Genomic DNA, 16,076 nt, shown 5'->3' with positions numbered 1-16,076 from the left:
GGCGGTGCGGCCTTTGCCGTTCCTTGGCACGGATCCTGCCGTTCCCCTTGTGCGGGCCCCGCCGGGTGGACTAAACCTCTCCACAGCACATGGTCCATACCAATTGACGCTGAATCGGAGAGATTCACGGAATGACCAGACGCAGCTCCGCCGCACTCCTCGTCGCGGCCACGCTCGGCGCCCTGCTCGTCTCGCCGGCCGCCGCCCAGGCCCACGGGGACGACGACCACGGCAGGACCCACCGGCTGGAGGGCCAGCGGGTCGGCTACTTCACCCAGTGGGGCATCTACAGCGGCTTCTCCGCCAAGAACGTCCAGACCAGCGGTCAGGCGAGCAAGCTGACCGTCATCAACTACGCCTTCGGCAACGTCTCCGCCGACGGCACCTGCTTCGAGGCCAACGCGGCCGGGGTGGGCGACGCCTGGGCCGACTACCAGCGCCCGGTCGGCGCCGAGGAGTCGGTGGACGGCGTGGCCGACACCGCCGAGCAGGCGCTCAAGGGCAACTTCAACCAGATCCGCAAGCTCAAGGCGAAGAACCCGCAACTGCGCGCGGTGATCTCGCTGGGCGGCTGGAGCTGGTCCAAGCACTTCTCGGACGCGGCGCTCACCGACGCCTCGCGGAAGAAGTTCGTCTCCTCCTGCATCGACCTGTACCTCAAGGGCGACCTGCCGCAGCTGGGCTCCGCCGAGGGCGGCGCGGGCGCGGGCGCCGGGGTGTTCGACGGCATCGACATCGACTGGGAGTACCCGGGCGGCGGCGGTGACGGCGGCAACGTGGTGCGGCCGGAGGACGGGAAGAACTACACCCTGCTGATGCAGGAGTTCCGCCGTCAGCTGGACGCGCTGTCCGGCAAGAAGGGCCCGCACTACCTGCTCACCGCGGCGGTGCCGGCCGGCGAGTCGAAGATCGACCAGTTCGAGGTCAAGAAGGTCGCCAAGTCGGTCGACTGGCTGAACCTGATGACCTACGACCTGCACGGCCCGTGGGAGGCCCAGGGGCCGACCAACCACGACGCCAACCTCTACGCCGACCAGGCCGACGCCTCCGGGCTGAAGCTGAGCGTCGACCGGGTGGTGCGGGCCTACCTGGACCGCGGCCTGCCCGCGAAGAAGGCCGTGGTGGGCGTCCCGTTCTACGGCTACGGCTGGACGGGCGTGCCGGCCGGCCCGAAGAAGAACGGCCTGTACCAGTCCGCCACCGGCCTCTCCCGGGGCGGGAACCTGCCCTACAACCGGATCAAGGACCTACCGGGCACGGTCTTCACCGACCGGGCGCACGGCGCGACCTGGAAGTACGACGGCACCGAGTTCTGGACGTACGACACCCCGGACCTGCTGACCCGCAAGGCCCGGTACGTCGGGGAGAACGAGCTGGGCGGCGTGATGGCCTGGTCGCTGGACAACGACGACGCCCAGGGCACCCTGGTCGCGGCCCTGGACAAGGGCCTCCGGGACCACTGACCCCCGGTCGGGGGGAGGGTTCCGCGCGCGGCTTCGCGCAGCACGGTTCGGACACCGTGCTGCGCGAAGCTGCGCATTTCCATGCCCGAGCGCGCACGAACGTGCCGGATTCCGGCTCTTTCCTGGCGCGGACACGCAATAAGCAGGGTCCCTGCACATTGCACATGCTGCATCGCCGACAACGGTTCGACTGTCAGGTTTGTTATCAGACCCGCTGACTATTGCCGCTGGGTGAACAGTGGACTATACCTTTGCAGCATCATCACACCGCCTCTGACCGGCACCTTCGCCGCTGGGCACCTTTCGGGCTAAGGGAGTTGACGCGTCGTCAACTCCGGCTCCACTTCTTCTGGAACTGAGGGGTTAGGGCACTCATGGGCTCTGCAACCGAGTACAACCGTCGCGACCTGTTCAAGCGCGCGGCCGCGATCACCGTCCTCGCGGCCGGCGGCACCTCGCTGCTCGCGGCCTGCGCCGGCGGTTCCGGCAGCGGTGACAGCGCCTCGGCGTCCCCGACGCTCGGCGGTGACAACAAGAACCCGTTCGGCGTGAAGGCCACCGACAAGCTGGACGTCGTCATCTTCACGGGCGGCTACGGCGACGACTACGCCAAGCAGTTCGAGGAGTCGTACAAGAAGGCCTACGCCGGCGCCGTGGTCTCGCACCTGGGCACCCAGGAGATCAGCGGCAAGCTGCAGCCGCGCTTCAACGCCGGCAGCCCGCCGGACGTCTTCGACAACTCCGGCGCCCAGGCCATGAAGGCCGACGTCCTGGTCGGCGCCGACCAGCTGACCGACCTGACGGTCCTGCTGGACGCCCCGTACCTGGACGACCCGACCAAGAAGATCCGCGACGTGCTGCTGCCCGGCACCATCGAGGCGGGCACCATCAACGGCAAGATGTACTCGCTGAGCTACGTCTACACCGTGTTCGGCCTGTGGTACTCCGCCAAGCTCTTCAAGGACAAGGGCTGGGCCGTCCCGAAGACCTGGGACGAGTTCATCACCCTCTGCGGCACCATCAAGGCCGCCGGCGTCTCCCCGTTCGCGCACCAGGGCAAGTACCCCTACTACGCGAACTACGTCATCCTCAGCATGATCGCCAAGCAGGGCGGCCAGGACCTGGTCAAGCGGCTCAACGCCTGTGAGGCGGCGGCCTGGGACGACCCGGCCGTGCTCAAGGCCGTCACCGCCTTCTACCAGATCATGGAGAAGGACTACCTGCTCCCCGGTACCAACGGCATGACCCACACCGAGTCGCAGACCGCCTGGTGCCAGGGCAAGGCCGCCTTCATCCCGTCCGGCTCCTGGCTGGAGAACGAGATGCTGGCCGCCACCCCGGCCGACTTCGACATGGCCTTCCTGCCGATCCCGGCGCTGGCCGGGGACAAGCTGGCCGCCACCTCCCTGTGGGCCGGCGCCGGCGAGCCGTTCATGGTGCCGAGCAAGGCCGCGAACAAGGCCGGCGGCCTCGAGTTCCTGCGCATGATGCTGACCAAGGAGAGCTCCTCGACCTTCGTGAAGGCCGCGAACTCGCTCACCGTGCTCAAGGACGGCGTCAACCCGGACGTCCAGCTGAAGCCGGGCACCAAGTCCTCGGCCGCGGCGATCAAGGCGGCCGAGGCGACCTTCAGCTTCACCCTCCAGGAGCTGCAGACCGCGGCCGACGCCGAGATCCAGAACGCCACCAACGAGCTGGTCAACAAGCGCATCAGCCCGGCCGACTGGGTCGCCCGCGGCAAGGCCGCGACCTCCAAGAAGGTCTGACCCCCCGGTAGGCCGACGGCCTGACACCGCAAGGCCGGGGTCCGCGTGCGGACCCCGGCCGTTCCACGCGACACCGCAGTTCCGGGCCTGTCTGACCACAGGCCGTCGGCGGACAGGAGCAGCTCCCATGCGACACCGTAAAACACCGTTCATCTTCGGGTTCCTCGTGGTGCCCGTCGTGCTGTACATCTTCCTGGTCATCTGGCCCTACGCGCAGACCTTCGGCTACTCGCTGACCGACTGGCCCGGCGCCGCGCCGCCCAGGAAGTTCGTCGGGCTGGACAACTACGTCGCCCTGTTCAAGGACAGCGCCTTCCTGTCCGCGCTGCAGCACAACCTGCTGCTGCTGATCGTGCTGCCGCTGGTCACCATCCTGCTGGCGCTGTTCTTCGCCTTCATGCTCAACGTGGGCGGCAAGAGCGGCACCGGCGGCGTCCAGGGCGTGCGCGGCTCGGCCTTCTACAAGGTCGTCTTCTTCTTCCCGCAGGTGCTCTCGGTCGCCATCCTGTCGATGCTCTTCCAGGGCATGTACCGGACCGACAAGGGCGGCCTGCTCAACGGCATCGTGATCGCGCTCGGCCTCACCGACGAGCAGCACCCCTGGGACTGGACGACCAACCCGACCTTCGGCCTGTGGTGCGTCATGGCCGTGCTGATCTGGTCCAGCGTCGGCTTCTACCTGGTGCTGTTCTCGGCCGCCATGCAGAGCATCCCGAAGGACATCTACGAGGCCGCCATGCTGGACGGTGCCAAGCGCGGCACCACCTTCTTCAAGATCACGCTGCCGCTGCTCTGGGAGAGCATCCAGACCGCCTGGGTCTACCTCGCGATCGTCGCGATGGACGCCTTCGCCCTGGTCTCCACGATGACCCCGGGCTCGTACTACGGCGGTGGCCCGGACCACCACAGCGAGATCATGGCGACCTTGCTGATGCGCAACTTCATCACCTTCGGCAAGGCCGGCTACGCCTGCGCCATGGGCGTGGTGATCTTCTTCATCACTCTGGTCCTGTCCGTCGTCTCGCTCCGGGTCAGCCGGCGCGACAAGATCGAGTTCTGAGGTTCCCGCGATGAGCACCAACACCGACGCGACCACCGGCATCCCGGCCCAGCGCGCCAGCACGGCCGACAAGCCGCGCAAGCCCGGCAAGGAGCAGCGCTTCGCCGACGGCGGGGGAGTCCTCAACGTCTTCTCGCACGGCTTCCTGGCCCTGTGGGCGGTCCTGATCATCGGCCCGCTGGTCTGGATCATCCTCGGCTCGTTCAAGAACAACAAGGAGATCGGCGACAGCGCCTGGAGCTGGCCCTCGCACTGGGGCTTCGGCGCCTTCAGCCGGGCCTGGGACAAGGGCATCGGCGACTTCTTCCTCAACACCCTGATCGTGCTGGCGGGTTCGCTCACGCTGACCATGCTGCTCGGCTCGATGGCCGCCTACGTGCTGGCCCGCTACGAGTTCCGCGGCAACCGGATCATCTTCTACTTCTTCGTGGCCGGCGCGATGTTCCCGGTCTACCTGGCGCTCGTCCCGCTGTTCTTCATGATGAAGAACCTCGGCACCGTCATCCCGTGGCTCGGCCTGAACCAGTACGCCGGCCTGATCCTGGTCTACACGGCCTACTCGCTGCCGTTCACCGTGTTCTTCCTGCACTCGTTCTTCCGGTCGCTGCCCAGCGCCGTCCACGAGGCCGCGATGATCGACGGCTGCTCGCACACCCGGGCCTTCTTCCAGGTCATGGTGCCGATGGCGAAGTCCGGCCTGATCAGCGTGTTCATCTTCAACGTGCTCGGCCAGTGGAACCAGTACCTGCTGCCGCTGACCCTGATGCAGCAGAAGTCGAGCAGCGACCCGGACCACTCGATGCTGGCCCAGGGCCTGATGAACCTGGCCCAGCAGTCCGGCTACGCCAGCGACTTCCCAGGCCTGTTCGCCGGCATGACGATCGCGATGCTGCCGGTACTGGTGGTGTACCTGTCCTTCCAGCGCCAGGTCCAGGCCGGTCTGACCTCGGCCACCCTGAAGTAACCGCACCCCGAAGCAACCGCGGCACCCCTGCGCCTGGGGCAACTCCCTCTCCAGAGGAGGGAGTTGCCCCATTTCGCGCGTTCGGGACGGCCGTCAGCCGTCAGCCGTCAGCCGTCAGCCGTCAGCCGGCGTCGCACTCCTGCGCCCGCAGCGCCCGGGCCAGGTCGTCCCGGCACTCCAGCACCAGCCGGCGCAGCGCCGGGGCGGCGTCCGGGTGCCCGGCGAGCCAGGCGTCGGTGGCCGCCAGGGTCGCCGGGGTGGTCTGGTAGCGCGGGAAGAAGCCGGCCACGATCCGCATCGCGATCTCGATCGAGCGCTCGGCCCAGACCGACTCCAGCATCTCGAAGTACGGCCCGGCGTAGGCGGCGGTCAGCTCCCGCTGGCCGGGCTGGTTGAAGCCCGCGATCTGGGCCTCCACCAGGGCGTTGGGCAGCTCGTCGGAGTCGACCACGGCGCTCCAGGCGGCGGCCTTGGCGCCCGGGGTGGGCAGCGCGGCCAGGCAGTGGGTCTGCTGGCGGCGGCCGCTGGCGGTGTGGTCGCGCTCCAGCTCGGCGGCCAGCTCCGCGGTGGTGGCCCGGCCGTGCGCGGCCAGCGCCAGCCAGAACGTCCAGCGCAGTTCCTGGTCGACCGCCAGGCCGTCGATCCGGTCGGTGCCGTCGAGCAGGCCGCGCAGCAGCCGCAGGTGGTCGGCGCCGGTGGCGGTGTCGGCCAGGAAGCGGGCCCAGGCGAGCTGGTGGTCGCTGCCGGGGGCGGCCTGCGACAGCTCGCGCAGCGCGCACTCGGCCAGCGCGCTGCCGTAGTCGGCGCGGCGGGCCGGGTCGGCGTACAGCGCCAGCGCGCCGGCGGACTGCTGGTGCAGCGACTGCAGGACGCCGACGTCGGACTCCCGGCCGGCGAAGCGCAGCACCAGGTCGAGGTAGTCGCGGGTCGGCATCAGGCCGTCCCGGGTGAGGTTCCACACCGCGGACCAGGCCAGCGCCCGGGCCAGGCTGGGCCCGTCGGAGCCGGCCTCGTCGGCGAGGTCGCCGAGGCCGGCGCGCAGGGTCTCCAGCGAGCGCTCGTCGAAGCGGACCTTGCAGTACGTCAGGTCGTCGTCGTTGACCAGCACCAGCGCGGGCAGCGGGCGGCCGGCCGCCTCGGCGACCACGGTGCGCTCCCCGGTGGCGTCCAGCTCGAAGCGGTCGGTGCGCAGCAGCGCGCCGTCCGCGGCCCGGTCGTACAGGCCGACCGCGATCCGGTGCGGGCGCAGCGGGGAGCCGTCCTGGCGGACCGCCAGCTCGGTGATCCGGCCGTCGGCGTCGGCGGCCACCTCGGGGGTCAGCGTGTTGACGCCGGAGGTCTGCAGCCAGGAGGCGGCCCAGCTGCGCAGGTCGCGGCCGCTGGTCTCCTCCAGCGCGTCCAGCAGGTCGTCCAGCACGGTGTTCCCGAAGGCGTGCTTCCTGAAGTAGGCCCGGGCGCCCTCGAAGAATGACTCCGCCCCGACGTACGCCACCAGCTGCTTGAGGACGGAGGCGCCCTTGGCGTAGGTGATGCCGTCGAAGTTGAGCTTGGCGTCCTCGAGGTCGCGGATGTCCGCGGTGATCGGGTGGGTGGTGGGCAGCTGGTCCTGCCGGTAGGCCCACGCCTTGCGGCGGTTGGCGAAGGTGATCCAGGCGGAGCGGTACCTGGTGCCGGCGCCGATCTGCGCGTAGGAGCCCATGAAGTCGGCGAACGACTCCTTCAGCCAGAGGTCGTCCCACCACTTCATGGTGACCAGGTCGCCGAACCACATGTGGGCCATCTCGTGCAGGATCACGTTGGCCCGGGTCTCGTACGCGGCCTCGGTGACCTTCGAGCGGAAGACGAACTCCTCGCGGAAGGTCACGCAGCCCGGGTTCTCCATCGCGCCGATGTTGTACTCCGGGACGAAGCACTGGTCGTACTTGCCGAACGGGTACGGGTAGTCGAACTCCTGGTGGAAGTAGTCCAGGCCCTGCTTGGTGACGGTGAGGATCTCGTCGGCGTCGAAGTGCGCGGCCAGCGAGCGCCGACAGGTGGCGGCGAGCGGGATCTCCAGCACGGTGCCGTCGGGCAGTTCGCGGGAGTAGTGGTCGCGGACCACGTGGTACGGGCCGGCCACCACGGCGGTCAGGTAGGTGGAGATCGGCCGGGTCGGGGCGAACTCCCAGGTGCGGGCGGCGCCCCCGTCGGTGATCCGCTCGTGCACCGCGTTGGCGTACACGTCCCAGCCGGCCGGGGCGGTCACGGTGAAGGTGAACGGGGCCTTCAGGTCGGGCTGTTCGAAGTTCGCGAAGACCCGGCGGGCGTCGGCCGGCTCGTAGTGGGTGTACAGGTAGGTCTCGCCGTCCACCGGGTCGACGAAGCGGTGCAGGCCCTCGCCGGTGCGGCTGTACGCGCACTCGGCGACCACGGTCAGCTCGTTGTGCGCGGCCAGCACCGGCAGCGCCACCCGGGCGCCGTCGAACACCTCGGCCGGGTCCAGCGCGAGGCCGTTCAGCTCGACCGCGACCACCTCGGGGGCCAGCAGGTCGGCGAAGCTGGTCGCGCCGGGCTCGGCGCAGTCGAAGGAGATCCGGGTGGTGGAACGGAAGGTGGGCCGGCCGGGGTCGGCCGCCGCACTGACGTCCAGGTGGACGCGGTAGCTCTCCACCCGGATGATCGCGGCCCGGTCGCGGGCCTCCTCACGGCTCAGGTTCTTGCCCGGCACGTCGGCACTCCTCTGTACGGAACACACGGTTTTCGGAGTGTTCATGGCACCCCTTGCGGGGGCATCCTTTCACGCCGGGCCTTCTGTGCCATTGCACTGGGGGAGGAATCATCGGGGACCTTCCGCCGTTGCATCCCCGGGAAAGCCCCGACACCCGCCGACTCCTGAAGGACGCCGTCAGTGACGACCGCAGACTCCCGCAAGATCGCCGACTTCTGGTTCGACCCGATCTGCCCCTGGGCCTGGATGGCCTCCCGCTGGATGCAGGAGGTGGAGCAGCTCCGCCCGGTGGACACCCGCTGGCACGTGATGAGCCTGTCCGTCCTCAACGAGAACCGGGACGACCTGCCCGAGCAGTACCGCGACCTGCTGGCCGCGGGCTGGGGCCCGGTCCGGGTGCTGATCGCCGCCGCCCAGGCGCACGGCGAGAAGGTGCTCGGCCCGCTCTACACCGAGCTCGGCACCCGCTTCCACAACCAGGGCCTGCCCAACAACCGGGAGACCATCGTGGCCGCGCTGCGCGCCGCGAACCTCCCCGAGGAGCTCGCCGACGCCGCCGACACCGACGCGCACGACGAGGCCCTGCGCGCCTCGCACGCCGAGGGCATCGGCCTGGTCGGCGAGGACGTCGGCACCCCGGTGATCGCGGTCGACGGCCCGGACGGCGACCGCGTCGCCTTCTTCGGCCCGGTGGTCACCCCCACCCCGCGCGGCGAGGCCGCCGCCCGGCTCTGGGACGGCACCGTCCTGGTCGCCTCCACCCCCGGCTTCTACGAGATCAAGCGCACCCGCACCGCGGGCCCGTCCTTCGAGTAGCCGCCCGCACGCCGGAGCCCCGCCCCCCGTACGCACGGGGGGCGGGGCTCCGGCGTCCTCCGCTCAGCCGGCCCGCCGCCCGCGCAGGTACCCGGCCGCCGCCAGCACCGCGGTCAGCCCGGCGGTGAAGTACAGCTGGACGCGGTTCGCCGGGTCCAGCGTCATCAGCACCAGCACCGCCAGGATCGCCGCCAGCGCCAGGTAGGTCAGGTACGGGACCCACATCCGGACCGGCAGTTCGGCCGTCCGCAGGTGCCGCCGCATCCGCAGCTGGGCCGCGCAGATGAACGCCCAGACCACCAGCACCGCGGCGCCCACCATGTTCAGCAGCCAGGAGAACACCGTCTCCGGCCACCAGTACGACAGCAGCACCGCCAGGAACCCGAACCCGCAGGACGCCAGCACCGCCCGGCGCGGCACCCCGCCGGAGACCCGGGCCAGCGGGCGCGGGCCGTGGCCGCGGGCGACCAGCGAGTGCGCCATCCGCGAGGAGCCGTAGATGTTGGCGTTCATCGCGGACAGCAGCGCGATCAGCACCACCGCGTTCATCAGCTGCGCCGCGCCCGGGATGCCCAGCGCGTCCAGCACCGCCACGTACGGCCCGGGCTTCACCACCGCCGGGTCGTCCCACGGCACCAGCGTCACGATGACCGCCATCGAGCCGACGTAGAACAGCGCGATCCGCCACATCGCGGTCCGCACCGCCACCGCCACGCTGCGCCGCGGGTCCTCCGACTCGGCGGCGGCGATGGTGACGGTCTCCAGGCCGCCGTACGCGAAGACCGAGGCGAGCAGGCCGGTGATCAGGCCGCTCGCGCCGTTCGGCAGGAAGCCGCCGTGGCCGGTCAGGTTGGACAGCCCCGGCGCCGGGGTGCCGGGCAGCAGGCCGCAGATCGCCAGCACGCCGATCACCAGGAAGGCGGTGATCGCCAGCACCTTCACCGCGGCGAACCAGAACTCGAACTCGCCGAAGTTCCGCACGGCGGCCAGGTTGGTCAGGCAGAAGAAGGCCATGAACACCGCGACCCAGGCCCAGGACGGCACGGCCGGGAACCAGCCGGAGACGATGCCGGCCGCGCCGATCGCCTCCACCGCGACGCCCACGCAGAGCAGCACCCAGAACAGCCAGCCGACGGTGAACCCGGCCCACGGCCCGATCTCCCGGTCCGCGTGCACCGAGAACGAGCCGGAGGCCGGCCGGGCGGCCGACATCTCGCCGAGCATCCGCATCACCAGCATCACCAGCAGCCCGGAGGCGGCGAAGGCCAGCACCACGGCCGGCCCGGCCGCCGCGATCCCGGCCCCGGAGCCGACGAACAGCCCGGCGCCGATCACCCCGCCGAGCGCGATCATCGACAGGTGGCGCTGCTTGAGGCCGTGGGACAGGCCCGCGTCCTCGGGGGCCGGCGGCCGGGCGGGCGCGGTCTCGGGGGAGGGGGTGCGGGGCATGGCGGCGGATCCAGACTGTTCGACCGACGGATGTTTTGGCAGGGTCTGTCCACTATTCGGCATCCGGCGGGGCCCGCCCAGGCAGTACCGCCATCCGGACGGGACCCGCACGGACGGTCACCGGACCCGCACCGAGCGCACCGGTGAGGGCTCGGTCACAGGACGGACCCGACAAGCCCGGCCGGTCGGCTTTTGTCACGCCCGACGCGGCGGGAGGCACCTGACAGCGCGTAGGTTCACAGGTGATCACCCGCACCGGCACCCAAGGGAGCAGCCATGGCCATCGCCGCGCCGATACCGTCCACCGCCGTCCTCGCCGACCTGCTGCCGCAGGCCGCCACCCGCCTCGGCGCCCGGGCCCGCGACCTGGCCCTGGTGGCCGGCGGCGCCGCGCTGACCGGCCTGGCCGCCCAGCTCTCGGTGCCCGTCCCCGGCTCGCCCGTCCCGGTCACCGGGCAGACCTTCGCCGCGCTGCTGGTCGGCACCGCGCTCGGCGCCCGCCGCGGCGCCGCCGCGCTCGGCCTCTACCTGGCGGCCGGCATGGCCGGCCTGCCCTGGTTCGCCCAGGGCAGCTCGGGCGCCGGCCTGGCCACCCTCGGCTACGTGATCGGCTTCGTGGCCGCCGCCGCGCTGACCGGCGCGCTGGCCCGCCGCGGCGCCGACCGCAAGCCGCTGCACACCGCGGCCGCGATGGCCCTCGGCAGCCTGGCGATCTACGCCGTCGGCGTGCCCTACCTGGCCTTCGCCCTGGACGTCCCGCTGGCCACGGCCGCCCACCTCGGCCTCTACCCGTACCTGGTCGGCGACGCGCTCAAGGTGGTGCTCGCGATGGGTGCCCTGCCGCTCACCTGGAAACTGCTCGGCCGCCGCTGACCCGGCGTCACCGCCACCGGGCCCGCGCCCCTGTCGGGGAGCGGGCCCGGTGGCATGTCACACTCGTGGGCATGCGCGTCTACCTGGGCTCCGACCACGCCGGATACGAACTGAAGAACCACCTCGTCGAGTGGCTGAAGGGGGCCGGGCACGAACCGGTCGACTGCGGCCCGCACATCTACGACGCCGAGGACGACTACCCGCCGTTCTGCCTCCGGGCGGCCGAGCGCACCGCCGCCGACCCCGAGGCGCTGGGCGTCGTGATCGGCGGCTCCGGCAACGGCGAGGCGATCGCCGCCAACAAGGTCAAGGGCGTCCGGGCCGCGCTCGCCTGGAGCGAGCAGACCGCCGCCCTCGGCCGCGAGCACAACAACGCCAACGTCATCTCGGTCGGCGGCCGGATGCACTCCCTCGACGAGGCCACCAAGTTCGTCGAGATCTTCCTCAGCACCCCGTACAGCGGCGAGCCCCGGCACACCCGCCGGATCGAGATGCTCTCCGAGTACGAGACCACCGGCGAACTGCCGCCGATCCCGGCCCACCACCCGCAGGGCTGAGCGCAGCCGCACCGAGGGCGCCCCACCGGGCGCCCTCGGTCGTTCCCGGCGCCTCCCCGCCGCCCCCGAACGCGACACCGAACGCGACACCGACGCTCCGGCCCCCGCGCCCCCGCTCCTCGACGCCCAGCGCCGGCACGGTCAGTTCGGGCTGCCGAATCGTCATGACGCCTCGCCAACTGTCACTCCGCGACAGCCGCGAACCGATACGGACCGGACCCGGCATGTCCCCGGCGGCCGAAACCCACCGGGCCGACCGCCCCCGCTGCACTCGGTGCCACCCGGCCCGTCGACGCGGGCACCGGTGGTGGATAAGGTCGGTCCCCATGGCCGGCAGCGCGCGTCCCAGTGCGACGGGCCGGGGCGGCGCGCCGTCCCGCGAACCCGTGACGGCCCGGCTGCGCGGCGCGCTGTACCGGGCCCGACGCAGGCTGCGCCGGGCCGGCGTCGACTACTTCCGCGGCGACGGCGCCGACTGGGTGGCGTTCACCGCGCTCGCCCTGGCCGTCCCGCTGCTGGTGCTGCTCAACATCCTCGCCCCGGACTGGGCCCCGCCCACCGCCCTGGTGCTCCCGGTGCTGGCCGGCGCGCTGCTGCTGCGCCCCGGCACCCTGGTGCTGCTGTACGCCGTCGCGGCCCTCGGCCTGGTCACCGAGTCGGTGGTGCACACCGGCGAGCAGCTGGCCGCCGACCTCCCCACCGCCTACAGCCACGGCGTCAGCCCCGGCGCCGCCCTGGTGGTCGGCGCGGTCGGCGTCGCCGGGCTGCTGGTCGCCCAGTTCCGCCGTCGGATCGGCGTGCCCTGGCGCGGCGGCTCCACCATGCTGTTCGACCTGCGCGAACGGATCCGGGTCCAGGGCCGGTTCCCGCAGCTGCCCGACGGCTGGCACACCGACACCGCGCTCCGCCCGGCCGGCGGCCAGTCCTTCTCCGGCGACTTCATGGTCGCCGCCCGCACCGGCCCCGGCGGCCGGGTGCTGGAGACCGTGCTCGCCGACGTCTCCGGCAAGGGCATGGACGCGGGCAGCCGCGCCCTGCTGCTCTCCGGCGCCTTCGGCGGACTGCTCGGCTCGCTGCCCGCCCACGACTTCCTGCCCGCCGCCAACGGCTACCTGCTGCGCCAGGACTGGGCCGAGGGCTTCGCCACCGCCGTCCACCTGGTCATCGACCTGGACACTGGCGAGTACGAACTCCTCTCGGCCGGCCACCTGCCCGGCATGCACCGGCTGGCCGGGGCCGGCCGCTGGGAGGTCAAGGAGGCCGAGGGCCCGCTGCTCGGTGTCTACGACGGCGCCAAGTTCGAGGGCGTGCGCGGCGTCCTGGGCCCCGGCGACCTGCTGATGCTGTGCACCGACGGCATGGTCGAGATCCCCGGCCGCGACCTCGGCGAGGGCATGGACCGGCTGATGGGCGAGGCCGACCGGCTGGTCGCCACCACCCCGGTGAGCGGCCGCTCCGGCGCCGCGGTCCGGCTGATCGACAGCGTCGCCAAGCACGTCAACGACGACCGCGCCGTGCTGCTGGTCTGGCGCCGCTGAACCCCGGCCGCGCGCCGTCCGGACGCTCCCCGTACGCTCTCCGTACCCGCCCCGTACCCGCTCCGTCCGGCCGTGCGCCAACTGTGGTGGACCGGTGTGGAATCGCCCGGCACGGGGTGCCCACGGAGTGTCAAACCCGAACGTTGATCTTCGGCCAATTCCGTTGCCCCACCCGCCCCGTGGGCCACGGCCCGGCTGCCTGCCGGTTTGCCCCCGCGGGCCCCGCGGACGGCCTCCCGCCGACGCTCCGTCAGGACCCGTCCGCTATCGTCGCGGACGGCGAAAATCAGTCCCAGTACGCGGGTTGGGGCCCCCGGTGACGGGGCAAGTCCTTTACGCACTCCGCACGAGCGACCACACTGAGTCCGGATGGAGTGGTGGGGACACGGGGGGCAGGGGCCGGTTTCCGCCTGGAACCATCGCCGGTTCCGACCCGAATCCCCGCCACGAATCGAGGAAGTGAGTCCCCGTGGCCTTCTCCGTCTCCGCCCTTGTCCTGTTCGGCATCATCGTCTTCATCTTCATCCGCAACAAGCAGCTGAAGGGCGGGCACGCGGTCATCGCCGCGCTGTTCGGCTTCATGCTCAGCCAGTCGACGATGGCCGGGCCGATCCAGCAGTTCCTCCAGTCGGTCTCCAAGGCGATCGCGGGCATCGCCGGCTGACCCCCCCGAGACCCCTCCCGGACGGCCGCGGGACCTCCTGCCCCGTCCCGAAGTCCCGTCCGCGGGTGACCAGGGTCACCCGCCCCGTCACGCCTGGTCGGCGCCCGAACGCGCACGGTGACCGAAGTCGCCCGCTGTACGCCGTTCGTGGGCGCACCGTCATGATCCCGTACGCGCAGCGCGGCCTGCCGACGGCGGAGCGTGACCTGGCGGACCGTCAGCCCCCTCCCGGGTCCGGGAACGGGGCTTTTCGGCGCTTGCCAGCTCCGCGAGCCGTGGGTTTTGCTTCCTCCGCAGCCCGGACATCGGCCGGGTGGGCCACCGAGCGGAACGCCTAGTCCTGCCGTCGCTCGGTGCCGACCAGAACACCACGCCACGGCAGGAGCGGGGGAACCACAGGTAGTACGCCGGGCCCGGAACGCACGGGAACGGCTCGGGGTGAAGCCGCGGAGACGCGGCCGGGCAACTCTCGCCCGAACCCGACAGCTCACCTCGCAGGCGTCGGAGAGGAACAGCTTCATGTCCGCTCAGGGCAAGCACCGCAAGCCGCGCCTGGCCACCGTCGTCCGCATCGCCATCGCCACCGGCGTGGCCGGCGCCGCGATCGGCCTCCCGGCCACTGCCGCCTCCGCGCACGGCACCGCCGACCACCAGGACGGCGGCCGCTCGTGGGCCAACGTCTCCGTCGACGCGACCCCGGTCGCCGACACCGCCGCGGACAGCGCCTCCAGCGCCGCCCCGGCCGCCGACCAGACCTACCGGGTCGTCTCCGGCGACACCCTCTCCAAGATCGCCACCGCGAAGAACGTGGACGGCGGCTGGGAGAAGCTCTACCAGGACAACCGCTCGGTCATCGGCGGCAACCCGGACCTGATCCGCCCGGGCCAGCAGCTGACCCTCGGCGGCCAGGCCGCCGCCGCGTCCGCGCCCGCGTCCACCTCCTCGGACACCGCCGCCGCGGCCGCGCCGAAGACCTCGACCGGCACCGCCGCGAAGACCCAGGCCCAGACGAAGACCCAGACCCAGGTCCAGACCCAGACGAAGACCCAGACGAAGACCCAGACCCAGACCCAGAAGTCGACCTCGTCGTCGTCCTCCGCGGCCTCGTCCTCGTCGTCCGCCGCGACCGCCTCCTCCGGCTACGTCGCCCCGGCGCCGGGCAGCGTCACCACCGGCTACAAGGTGGCGGGCTCCAACTGGTCCAGCGGCTACCACACCGGCATCGACTTCCCGGTCTCCACCGGCACCAGCCTGAAGGCGATCGCCGGCGGCACCGTGGTCTCGGCCGGCAACGGCGGCGCCTACGGCAACCAGGTCGTCATCAAGCTGGCCGACGGCAAGTACGCCCAGTACGCGCACCTGTCCTCGATCTCGGTCTCGGCCGGCCAGGCCGTGACCGCGGGCCAGCAGATCGGCCTCTCCGGTGCCACCGGCAACGTGACCGGCCCGCACCTGCACTTCGAGATCCGCACCACCCCGGACTACGGCTCCGACATCGACCCGGTCGCCTACCTGGCCGCCCACGGCGTCAACGTCTGATCCCCGGCACCACTCCCCGGAGGCCCCGCGCGAGAACCACCGCGCGGGGCCTCCGGGCTTCGCCGGGGCGCCCGGCCCCGGAACGGCTCCGGCCCGGCTGCGGAACGGCGAACGGCCCCGACCACCTGGGTGGTCGGGGCCGTCGGCCTCGTGGAGCGGGTGACGAGAATCGAACTCGCGTGACCAGTTTGGAAGACTGGGGCTCTACCATTGAGCTACACCCGCAGGGGAACGCCCGGCACCGCCCCGGAGGCGGTGAGGACTGGCCTAGCGTACCTGGTCGGGTCGGTGGATTGCACACTCCTTCCGCCTCGTCGGCTCGTCGATATCGCCCCGGTCGGGGGCGGGTCGGCGTGTACTCTTCTGCTCGGCACCACGGGGTGTGGCGCAGGTTGGTAGCGCGTCCGCTTTGGGAGCGGAAGGCCGTCGGTTCGAATCCGGTCACCCCGACCGTGTGCGGCAGGGTCTCGTCGGTGGGCGGGGCCCTGTTGTCGTTGCGGCGTCGCCGTCGCCGTCGTCGCGGCCCGCGCCCGTCCCCGCTCTTCCCGTTCCCGCCTCCCGGCCCGGTCCGTCCGGCCGGACCCCGGTGCCGGGCACAGCCGCTTTCGTGGTACCGGTAGGATGGATCGCTGGCGGTAGTACGGACAGCATTGCAGCCCCAACCGCCTATCGCCCTGACC

12 protein-coding genes, 2 tRNA genes and 1 riboswitch are annotated in these 16,076 nt (G+C 71.5%); of the genes, 11 read left to right on the top strand and 3 right to left on the bottom strand.

The window, feature by feature from the left end; all coding sequences use genetic code 11:
- The first annotated feature begins 131 nt into the window (after positions 1 to 131).
- The 4 genes from KSE_RS12975 (at position 132) to KSE_RS12960 (ending at position 5,253) form a co-directional block, all read left to right on the top strand.
- Entirely contained in the window at positions 132 to 1,463 is a 1,332-nt protein-coding gene (locus KSE_RS12975; RefSeq protein WP_014135768.1) for a glycoside hydrolase family 18 protein, read from the top strand.
- Between the two features lie 374 nt (positions 1,464 to 1,837).
- Positions 1,838 to 3,229, top strand: coding sequence for an N-acetylglucosamine/diacetylchitobiose ABC transporter substrate-binding protein (ngcE, locus tag KSE_RS12970; protein WP_014135767.1), 1,392 nt, complete (start codon positions 1,838 to 1,840; stop codon positions 3,227 to 3,229).
- A gap of 127 nt (positions 3,230 to 3,356) precedes the next feature.
- On the top strand, positions 3,357 to 4,289 hold the full coding sequence (locus KSE_RS12965) for a carbohydrate ABC transporter permease (RefSeq protein ID WP_014135766.1): 933 nt from the start codon (positions 3,357 to 3,359) through the stop codon (positions 4,287 to 4,289).
- 10 nt (positions 4,290 to 4,299) lie between these two features.
- Positions 4,300 to 5,253, top strand: coding sequence for a carbohydrate ABC transporter permease (locus tag KSE_RS12960; RefSeq protein ID WP_014135765.1), 954 nt, complete (start codon positions 4,300 to 4,302; stop codon positions 5,251 to 5,253).
- Positions 5,254 to 5,374: 121 nt separating this feature from the next.
- Here the strand turns inward: KSE_RS12960 and pepN are convergent, their stop codons facing one another.
- Complete coding sequence (pepN, locus tag KSE_RS12955) at positions 5,375 to 7,960, bottom strand: aminopeptidase N (protein WP_014135764.1); 2,586 nt, start codon at positions 7,958 to 7,960, stop codon at positions 5,375 to 5,377.
- 180 nt (positions 7,961 to 8,140) lie between these two features.
- On the opposite strand from pepN, the gene KSE_RS12950 reads away from it, so the two are divergent.
- Positions 8,141 to 8,776, top strand: a complete 636-nt coding sequence (locus tag KSE_RS12950; protein WP_014135763.1) for a mycothiol-dependent nitroreductase Rv2466c family protein — start codon at positions 8,141 to 8,143, stop codon at positions 8,774 to 8,776.
- Positions 8,777 to 8,839: 63 nt separating this feature from the next.
- Here the strand turns inward: KSE_RS12950 and KSE_RS12945 are convergent, their stop codons facing one another.
- Positions 8,840 to 10,225 (bottom strand): amino acid permease, encoded by a 1,386-nt coding sequence (locus tag KSE_RS12945; RefSeq protein ID WP_014135762.1) that lies wholly within the window; start codon positions 10,223 to 10,225, stop codon positions 8,840 to 8,842.
- A 276-nt stretch (positions 10,226 to 10,501) separates the two neighbouring features.
- On the opposite strand from KSE_RS12945, the gene KSE_RS12940 reads away from it, so the two are divergent.
- The 5 genes from KSE_RS12940 to KSE_RS12920 all read left to right on the top strand — a co-directional run bounded on the left by KSE_RS12940 (position 10,502) and on the right by KSE_RS12920 (position 15,396).
- Complete coding sequence (locus KSE_RS12940; RefSeq protein ID WP_014135761.1) at positions 10,502 to 11,098, top strand: biotin transporter BioY; 597 nt, start codon at positions 10,502 to 10,504, stop codon at positions 11,096 to 11,098.
- 71 nt (positions 11,099 to 11,169) lie between these two features.
- Complete coding sequence (locus tag KSE_RS12935; protein WP_033258263.1) at positions 11,170 to 11,655, top strand: ribose-5-phosphate isomerase; 486 nt, start codon at positions 11,170 to 11,172, stop codon at positions 11,653 to 11,655.
- A gap of 326 nt (positions 11,656 to 11,981) precedes the next feature.
- Positions 11,982 to 13,193: a PP2C family protein-serine/threonine phosphatase gene (locus KSE_RS12930; RefSeq protein ID WP_014135759.1), complete on the top strand. Its 1,212-nt coding sequence runs from the start codon at positions 11,982 to 11,984 to the stop codon at positions 13,191 to 13,193.
- Positions 13,194 to 13,662: 469 nt separating this feature from the next.
- Positions 13,663 to 13,857 (top strand): hypothetical protein, encoded by a 195-nt coding sequence (locus tag KSE_RS12925; RefSeq protein ID WP_014135757.1) that lies wholly within the window; start codon positions 13,663 to 13,665, stop codon positions 13,855 to 13,857.
- Between the two features lie 361 nt (positions 13,858 to 14,218).
- Positions 14,219 to 14,371: riboswitch (cyclic di-AMP (ydaO/yuaA leader) on the top strand.
- A 5-nt stretch (positions 14,372 to 14,376) separates the two neighbouring features.
- Positions 14,377 to 15,396, top strand: coding sequence for a M23 family metallopeptidase (locus tag KSE_RS12920; RefSeq protein ID WP_014135756.1), 1,020 nt, complete (start codon positions 14,377 to 14,379; stop codon positions 15,394 to 15,396).
- 151 nt (positions 15,397 to 15,547) lie between these two features.
- On the opposite strand, the gene KSE_RS12915 is transcribed toward KSE_RS12920, so the two are convergent.
- Positions 15,548 to 15,621, bottom strand: a tRNA-Gly gene (locus tag KSE_RS12915).
- A gap of 151 nt (positions 15,622 to 15,772) precedes the next feature.
- Here KSE_RS12915 and KSE_RS12910 point away from each other — a divergent pair.
- A tRNA-Pro gene (locus tag KSE_RS12910) sits at positions 15,773 to 15,846 on the top strand.
- The last annotated feature ends 230 nt before the right edge of the window (positions 15,847 to 16,076 follow it).

This window comes from Kitasatospora setae KM-6054, assembly GCF_000269985.1.
In the GTDB taxonomy this organism is placed as follows: Bacteria; Actinomycetota; Actinomycetes; order Streptomycetales; family Streptomycetaceae; genus Kitasatospora; species Kitasatospora setae.
The sequence above is the reverse complement of the archived record's forward strand: the minus strand, read 5'-3'. Positions and strand labels throughout refer to the sequence as shown.